Origin of the sequence: Kitasatospora sp. MBT63, from assembly GCF_000710465.2 — a bacterium.
GTDB lineage: Bacteria > Actinomycetota > Actinomycetes > Streptomycetales > Streptomycetaceae > Kitasatospora.
The window spans coordinates 1-7768 of sequence record NZ_JAIZ01000799.1 but is presented as its reverse complement, the minus strand read 5'-3'; the positions used below and the strand labels follow the sequence as shown (position 1 = coordinate 7768).

At 74.5% G+C, this 7768-nt stretch carries 7 protein-coding genes; 4 read left to right on the top strand and 3 right to left on the bottom strand.

Features of this window, described 5'->3' with window-relative positions:
• Nucleotides 1-1042 (bottom strand): alkaline phosphatase family protein (locus AA75_RS53190; protein WP_304441525.1); only part of this gene is annotated, 1042 nt, incomplete at its 3' end.
• 416 nt (nt 1043-1458) lie between these two features.
• On the opposite strand from AA75_RS53190, the gene AA75_RS41630 reads away from it, so the two are divergent.
• Nucleotides 1459-2142 carry a three-helix bundle dimerization domain-containing protein gene (locus AA75_RS41630; RefSeq protein ID WP_149038689.1) on the top strand — a complete coding sequence of 228 codons (684 nt, stop codon included), beginning with the start codon at nt 1459-1461 and terminating at the stop codon, nt 2140-2142.
• Between the two features lie 138 nt (nt 2143-2280).
• On the opposite strand, the gene AA75_RS41625 is transcribed toward AA75_RS41630, so the two are convergent.
• Entirely contained in the window at nt 2281-3930 is a 1650-nt protein-coding gene (locus AA75_RS41625; RefSeq protein WP_051814336.1) for an MFS transporter, read from the bottom strand.
• A 245-nt stretch (nt 3931-4175) separates the two neighbouring features.
• On the opposite strand from AA75_RS41625, the gene AA75_RS41620 reads away from it, so the two are divergent.
• From AA75_RS41620 to AA75_RS41610, 3 genes are all read left to right on the top strand, one after another.
• Nucleotides 4176-4829 (top strand): hypothetical protein, encoded by a 654-nt coding sequence (locus tag AA75_RS41620; RefSeq protein WP_233289428.1) that lies wholly within the window; start codon nt 4176-4178, stop codon nt 4827-4829.
• 360 nt (nt 4830-5189) lie between these two features.
• The gene (locus AA75_RS41615) at nt 5190-6620 is read left to right on the top strand and encodes a cytochrome P450 (protein WP_051814334.1); all 1431 of its coding nucleotides are present in this window, start codon (nt 5190-5192) and stop codon (nt 6618-6620) included.
• A gap of 99 nt (nt 6621-6719) precedes the next feature.
• Entirely contained in the window at nt 6720-7379 is a 660-nt protein-coding gene (locus AA75_RS41610; protein WP_063794548.1) for a DUF4240 domain-containing protein, read from the top strand.
• Here the strand turns inward: AA75_RS41610 and AA75_RS50525 are convergent.
• A partial coding sequence (locus AA75_RS50525; RefSeq protein ID WP_033825722.1) for a hypothetical protein occupies nt 7361-7768 on the bottom strand: 408 nt, incomplete at its 5' end. The two genes, AA75_RS41610 and AA75_RS50525, sit on opposite strands and share 19 nt — an antisense overlap.

The window sequence follows — 7768 nt, the reverse complement described above, 5'->3', positions numbered from 1 at the left end:
GGTCGAAGAAGCCGTCGTTCTCGTCGTAGTTGAGGAACAGCACGGTGGAGTTGAAGGTGGCCGGGTCGGCGGCCAGCGCCTGCACGACCAGGTTCACGAAGTGCGCGCCGTTCTCCGGCGGGCCGTCGGGGTGCTCGGAGAACAGCTGGTTGGACACCACCCAGGAGACCTGCGGCAGCCGGCCCGCCAGGGCGTCGGCCCGGATCGCGGCCGCGATGTCGTCCGGGGTCGACCCGGTGCTCGGCACGGACCCCATGCCGCGCTGCGCGAGCTGGCTGGAACCCGGGGCGCCGGTGAACTGGTCGAAGTAGGCGAGCGCGTTGTCCCCGTAGTTGTCGGAGGCGTTCTGGTACACCTTCCAGCTCACCCCGGCGTTCTGCAGCGCCTCGGCGTAGGTCTGCCAGCGCAGGCCCTTCTCGTCGCCGCCGTCCCAGGCCGGGCCGCCCGCCGTACCGGCCGGGTCGATCGTGCCGGACCACAGGTAGGTGCGGTTGGGCCCGGTCGCCGACAGGATCGAGCAGTGGTACGCGTCGCAGATCGTGTAGGCGTCGGCGAGCGCGTAGTGGAACGGTATGTCCTCGCGCGCCATGAAGCCCATGGTCCGGTCCGAGCCCTTGGCCGCGATCCAGGAGTCCATCTTCCCGTTGTTCCACGCCTGGTGCTGGGTCGACCAGGAGTGGTCCAGCGAACCGTCGCACTGGGCGAGCTGCTCGCCGCTGACGCCCCACCACCAGGTGTTGGTCTTGCTGAGCTGCCACGGGTACTGCCGGCCGCTGCCGTTGGGCTGGTTGAAGACGCTGGTGCCGCCCGCGATCTGGAGGGCGGTGCGGTCCCCGAAACCGCGCACGCCCTTCATCGCGCCGAAGTAGTGGTCGAAGCTGCGGTTCTCCTGCATCAGGACCACGACGTGCTTGACGTCGCTGATCGTCCCCGTGGTGGCGGCCGCGGCGTCGGCCGCGGTGCCGGGCAGGGACTCCAGGCCCATGGCCGCGCCGAGGGCGGCGGCGGAGCCGAGGAAGGTACGGCGGGTGAGAGGTGACACCGGGACTCCAAATGGCCAGACAACTTTGAGGGCCCTGGGACTATCGGGTGGTCAAGTGTCGTCCGGCGGTGGGCCGGATGTCGATGGGGTGAAGCGTTGCCGACGCCCTTGATTTCGAGGGGAGTTGGACACCTGGAACGGGTGGCCGCCACCCGCCTGCGGGGCACCCTCGGCCGGCCGGGGGCGCCCGGCGGACGACGACGGGCCGGACGACCACCACGGATGGTCCCTCGGCCTTGCCGCGCCCCCTCACCGGACCGACGCGACCGGCCGACGGCCGAGTGGCTGGGGCGCGCGAACGGGCGTGCGCGTCGCTCACGCGCCGGGCGCCCGGCTGCCGCAGAATGCTGGGAACCGGGGGCTGCGCGGCCGTGAGACCCGCGGACGGGCCCGAGTCGGAACCGATCGCGAAGGGCGTGGGCCGGGTGCAGTCGCTGGCGCTGGAGAACTGGGCGGTGGAGTGGGCCCGGCAGGCCCGGGAGGTCCCGGGCGGGCAGATCGCCGCGGGGCTGCTGGTCGATCTCGTGGCCGACCCGCACCAGCACCTCGCCCGGAGCGCCACCTTCCCGCTCGGAGCCGCGGCCGCCGCCCTGCGGACCGAGCCCGCCGCCCTGCAGACCGCCCTGAGGAGCCTGGCCGACGCCGGACTGCTCGTCCTGGCCTGCCACGATACGACGGGACCCGAAGGGCGGGTCGCCGTGGTGACCCTCACCGCGCCGGCCACCACGGCCGGCCACCGGACGCGGACGGGCACCACCCACGAACCCCCGACGGCACCCGCACCCGACTCCGCTCCGTCCACGGCCGGGCTGCCGGACCCGGCGGGCCGGGGGAGCGCGGGCCGGGGGAGCGCCGGCCCAGGAAGCACGGGCCGCCTGCACACCGCGGACCAGGAGGCGGTGGACCGGCTCGCCGGCCGCCTCACCGCCGCCCACCCCTTGGTGGCCCCGGCCACCGTGGCCGCCCTGGTCGCCACTGCCTACCAGGAACTGCGCGCGGCCAGGATCAGGACCTTCGTACCGGTCCTCGTGGAGCGCCGGGTCAGGGCGCTCCTGCGCGCAGCGGCCCGGCCGGACGCCCCGCCAGTACCGGAGGGGTGACGGCACCCGGCGGACCGGACTGCCGCGCCACGCCACGCGCCGCTCCGACGAGGCCGGGGCCAGTGTCGGGTCGGGCGCGTGAACAGGCCACCACCGGGCGCCGCTCCGCCGCGACGGGCGCGACCGGCCCCGGAGCGCTCAGGAATCGTCGGACGCGCTGCCGGTCCGAGGCGGGGGAATGGTGGAGCGGGGCTGGGTCGCCGGGATGCGCTGGGTGAAGAACAGTGCCGTCAGCCCGGCGAGCGCGAGGACGCCGAGCGCGGCCCGCAGGCCGTCGAGCCGGGCGTCGGCGTTTGCGTCGAGGACCGCCTGCGTCACCGCGGTGTCCGCGCCCGCCTCGTCGAGTGCGGCCGTGAGCTGGGCGTCGGACAGGAACGGCGCGCCCGCCGAGAGCTCCGTGCCCGCCCGGGTCTTGACCTCGGACGGGATCGCCGGGCTCTGCTCCACGGTGGTGAGGAACGACGTGGTCAGCACGGCGATCATGATCGAACCGGCCAGCGCGGTACCGATCGAGGCCCCGAGGTTGGTGACGGTGTTCTGGACGCCACCGACCTCCGCGCTCTGCGAGTCCGGCACCGCCGACACGGTCACCGACCCGAGCTGGGAGGCGAGCGCCCCCATGCCGAACCCGATCAGCAGCAGCGGAAGGGTGACGATCTCCGCCCCCGCGTCCGCGTCCAGCGCGGCCAGCAGCACGACCGCCCCGGCCAGCATCGCCGAGATCCCGCTGCGCACCACCCGCCGCGGCGAGACGTCGGGGAGCAGCTTCGGGATGAGGACCGCGGCCGCCAGCAGGGTGAGCGACAACGGCAGGATCCGCACGCCGGTCATCAGCGCGGAGAGGCCGAGCGCGACCGAGAGGTAGAGCGGGACGACGAAGAAGACACCCATCTGCACCAGGTACTGGAAGAAGAACATCGTCAGACCGCCGGTCAGCTGACGGTTGTGCAGCAGCGCCGGATCGACCAGCGGCTCCTCGCCCCGCTCGGCGAGGCGGTTCTCCCAGCGGAGGAAGAGCCAGGTCAGGAGCAGGCCGCCGAGCATCAGCCAGACCACCGCGGAGACCCCGAGCCAGGCGGGCGCGTCCGGCTTCGGTACGAACCAGCCCCACTCGCTCGAGCGCAGCACCCCGAGGACGAACAGCCCGATCCCGGCCGCGGACAGCACGGCGCCGGGGATGTCGATGTGCGGGCGCCGGCCCGGTGGCGCGTCCGAGACCCGGCGCGCGAGCGCGAGGATGCCGAGCACCACGACGACCTCACCGGCGAACACCCATCGCCAGGAGAAGTACGTCGTCGCCACGCCCCCGATCAGCGGGCCGAGCGCGACGGCGACCGCACCCGCGGCGGTGACCAGGCCGTACGCCGCCGGGCGGCGCTCCACGGCGAAGTTCCCGGCCACCAGCGCGACGATCGCGGGCAGGATCAGCGCCGCGCCGATCCCCTCCAGCAGCGACCAGCCGACCAGCAGCACCGGCAGGTTCGGGGCGAGGGCCGTGGTACCGGATCCGGCACCGTAGATCACGCAGCCGATCGTGAACGCCCGCTTGCGGCCGATCAGAGCACCGACCTTGCCGCCGGTGATCATGAACATCGCCATCACCAGCGTGTACGCCGTGATCGCGCCCTGCAGCCCGCTCACCGTGGTGCCCACGTCCTCGGCCACGGTGGCGATCGAGACGTTCATGACGGAACTGTCCAGGGCCATCAGGAACTGCCCGGCGGCCAGCGTCGCCAGGACGAGGGTCGCGCCTCCCGCCGCCTTCGGCCCACCTGCTCCGCCTGCCATGGGCGTAGCCTGCCACAGCCCCCGCAGGCCGCCGCCCGACCCGCCGGGCCACCCCGCAGATTGTCGGGCCCACCCCCGAATCCGCCCGGCGGCCCCGGCGACCCCGCCGACACGCGCCCGGACCGCAGTGTCAGCGGTGCCTGGGAGACTCCGGCCCGTGCTGATCGACGGGCGAGGACGGGCCGCTGGTCGCGGGTGAGCGGCTGCTCGAACGTGCGGGGTTCTGGTCCAACCACCTCCTGGACATGTGCCGGTTCACCTCGGGCGGGGCCCGGCCGGTGCCCGAGTGGTTCGGTGACGACGGCGCCGACGCCGGCGCGCTGTCCGAGGTGCTCCTGGACGAGCGGGCGTGGCCGGCGTTCCGCGTCCCGTTCGGGGCCGGCCACCGCGTTGTCCACGTCCACCGGAACTTCGTCGACGAACCCGGCACCGACCACCTGCTGACACACTCGAGCTGGCCGCGGGCGGAGACCCTGTCCAGCTTCGACGGCGACCTGTACGGCCCCGGCCTGTCCTGGCGCGAACTCACCCACATCGCCGACACGCCCGACCCCTCCGCGCCCGGCGTCCAGGACGTCGCGGCCCGACTGCTGCTCCTGCTTCCGGCGCTCGCCGACGACGAGCTGCCGCCGGATGCGGCAGCGCGGGTGAGCGCCGCCCTGACGGCCGTCGGCGCACCCGAGGACTCCGCCGGGCGGACGGCCGACCACCTCTTGGGCAACCGGCAGCCCGCAGCGTGGCGACCCGACCTGAGCGGTTCCCCGCTGAGCGGAGGCGACCACCGGCCCGCCGGGGCGGCCTCGGACGGATCCGCGCTGCTCCAGGCACTCGACCTCACCCGGTCGCAGAGCGACGCGCTCGCCCGCGCCCTGGGATGCGCGGCGCTGCCGCCGTGGTGACGGTGTCCGCGGCCGGGGGGCCGAGCCGGTCGCGCGGGTAGCACAGCGGCTCCGGGCCGGGTGGCGGTTTGGCCCGCGCGCCCCCCTGATGGGCGAACTCGGTTGCGGAGTGCGGTGCGGGAGGTCGGGATGGGGCAAACCTGGTGCCCGGGTGCCTCGACGGTGCCTGCGGTGCGGGCGGGCAAGTCGACTGCGCCGCGCATGATCTGACGTTCGATCAGGAGCGTGTTCTGAACCTCGGCCACGCGGAACCCGGCCCGGCCCACCGCCTCCCCGCCGTGCGCCGGGGGCGGACCCGTGCGCCTCCGGGGCCGGCCGTGCCGACCACCACGACCGCCCCGCGCCCACCCCGGAGATGACGTGACCACCCCCTTTCCTGCCGACGGCCCTTCCGGCCCGCCGCCCGGCTGTCCCGCCCACGGCCTCGCCGCCGAGGGGCTGCGGCGCCTGTACGGGCCGGAGGCCGAGGCCGACCCCGCGGCCCTGTACGAGAAGCTGCGGGCCGAGCACGGGGAGGTGGCGCCGGTCCTGCTCCACGGAGACCTGCCGGCCTGGCTGATCCTCGGCCACACCGCCAACCTCACCGCGATGCGCACACCCTCGCGGTTCTCCCGGGACTCGCGGCGCTGGACGGCGTTCCAGCAGGGCCTGGTGACGGCGGACTCGCCCCTGATGCCGGTGATCGCCTGGCAGCCGCTGTGCGTGTTCGCGGACGGCGAGGAGCACCGGCGGCTGCGCGCGGCGGTCACCGACAGCCTGAACCGCTTCGACCGGCGCGGGATCCGCCGCTACGTCACCCGCTTCGCCGACCAGCTGATCCAGGAGTTCGGGCCGACCGGCCGCGCCGAGCTGGTGGCCCAGTTCGCCGAGTGCCTGCCGATGCTGGTGATGACGCAGGTCGTCGGGATGCCCGACGAGTACGGGCCCCGGCTGGTGGACGCCGCCCGGGACCTGATGAAGGGCACCGAGACCGCCATCGCGAGCAACGACTACGTGGTGGCGACCCTGCGCCGCACCATCGAACGCAAGCGCGTCACCCCCGGCCCCGACCTGGTGTCCTGGCTGATGCAGCACAGCGCCGGGCTCACCGACGACGAGGTGCTGGAACACCTGCGGGTGGTGCTGCTCGCCGCGAACGAGACCACTGTCAACCTGATCGCGGACGCCTTGAAGCTCGTCCTCACCGACCGGCGGTTCCGCGCCGACCTGTCCGGCGGCCACATGACGCTGCCCGATGCCCTGGACCAGGTCCTGTGGGACTCCGCGCCGATGTCGCTGGTCGCGGGCCGGTGGGCGACCGGCGACACCGAACTCGGCGGCCAGCAGATCAAGGAGGGCGACATGCTGCTGCTCGGCCTCGCCGCCGGCAACGTCGACCCGGCCGTCCGCCCCGACCTGTCGAAGCCGCTGCACGGCAACCGCTCGCACCTGGCCTTCGGCGGGGGGCCGCACGAGTGCCCCGGCCAGGACATCGGCCGGGCCATCGCGGACACCGGGATCGACATCCTGCTGACCCGACTGCCGGACCTGCAACTCGCCATCGACAAGGACGAGTTGACCTGGACCTCGGCCTGGCTGTCCCGGCACCTGGTCGAGCTGCCGGTGCAGTTCTCGCCCCGGACGGTCGAACGGACGGCGCCGACCGGGCCCGGTGACCTCCTCACGCCGTCGACACCGCCGCCCCCGCCGCTCCACGTCCGGCAGACGGAGACCCCGGCCGCGCCGCCCGCCGTCGTACCGCGGCAGCGGCGCGGCTGGTGGCAGGCGCTGACCGGCAGGTTCCGGCGCTGACCCGGGTGTGGCGCGGTCTCCCCGGAGCTCCCCGAGGCCCCTGGCTGTCACATCGGACCTCCGGGGGCCTGTCACAGCCCCGCTCTACGCTCGGCGGCCATGGAGAGCGATGACTGGTGGGCCCTGATCGAGCGGGCGCGCGCCCTGGCCGGCGACCGTGCCCCTGACCGGGACCCGCCCGACGATCCGCTCCCCGCGGCGCTGGTGGAGGTACTCGCCGGGCTGGCACCGGCGGAGATCGTCGACTTCCGGGTGCGGGCGGACGGGGTGGCCGGCTCGGCGTACCGGCGGCCGCTGTGGAACGCCGCGTACCTGATCGAGGGCGGGTGCGGGGACGACGGCTTCATGGACTTCCGCGACGGACTGATCCTGCTCGGCCGGGAGACCTTCACCCGCGCCGTGGCCGACCCCGACTCCCTGGCCGCCCTGCCCGTGGTGGTCCGGATGAGCCACGACGAGGGCGGCTGGGTCGGCTTCGAGTCGCTGGACCACCTGGTGACGCAGGCCTACCGGAGGGCCGTGGGCGAGTCGGAGTCCCTCCGTACGGCGGTGGCAGCCGCCCTGCGCGCCGCAACCGCCGCAACCGGCGTGACCGGCGTGACCCGCTCGAGGGAGCCGGCCGGGCGCGGCTGGGACCCCGAGGACGACCGGGCGGCCCGGCGCCACCTGCCCCGGCTCGCGGCGCTCTTCCTCGACCGGACGGACCGAGGCCCCGCCGCGGATCCCGCCGGGGCGGAGGGTCAGCCGGTCCGCCGGTAGAGGCCGAGGGAGATCCGGACCGGCCCTTCGTCGGGGGAGGCGTCCAGCACCCGTACGACGGCGATGTCGCCGCCGGCGCGGGCCCGGACGCAGAAGGCGCGGCCGCTGCGCAGGGTGCTGAACGGAAGTGCGGCGGCCGGCCGGCTCTCGACGCCCTTGACGCAGTCGTCGGGGGTGAGCGGGCCGTCGGCGGCGATGTAGGTGTCGCTGTCCTCGGGGACGAAGAAGTCGGTGGCGCTGCGGCCGAGGTACCAGGTGGCGTTCTCCTGCGGTGCGACCCGGCCGGCCTTGAGGTCGAACTCGTAGGAGGGATCGGGGGAGGTCAGTTCGGTGCCCGCGTACACCGGCGTGTACCCGGCGGCCGCGCCCGGGGTGGGCGTGGGGGCGGG

Bases quoted from the DNA above. Each gene is read 5' to 3' on its own strand.
- AA75_RS41625 (WP_051814336.1), bottom strand. From the start codon at position 3,930: ATGGCAGGCGGAGCAGGTGGGCCGAAGGCGGCGGGAGGCGCGACCCTC.
- AA75_RS41610 (WP_063794548.1), top strand. From the start codon at position 6,720: ATGGAGAGCGATGACTGGTGGGCCCTGATCGAGCGGGCGCGCGCCCTG.
- AA75_RS41620 (WP_233289428.1), top strand. From the start codon at position 4,176: ATGTGCCGGTTCACCTCGGGCGGGGCCCGGCCGGTGCCCGAGTGGTTC.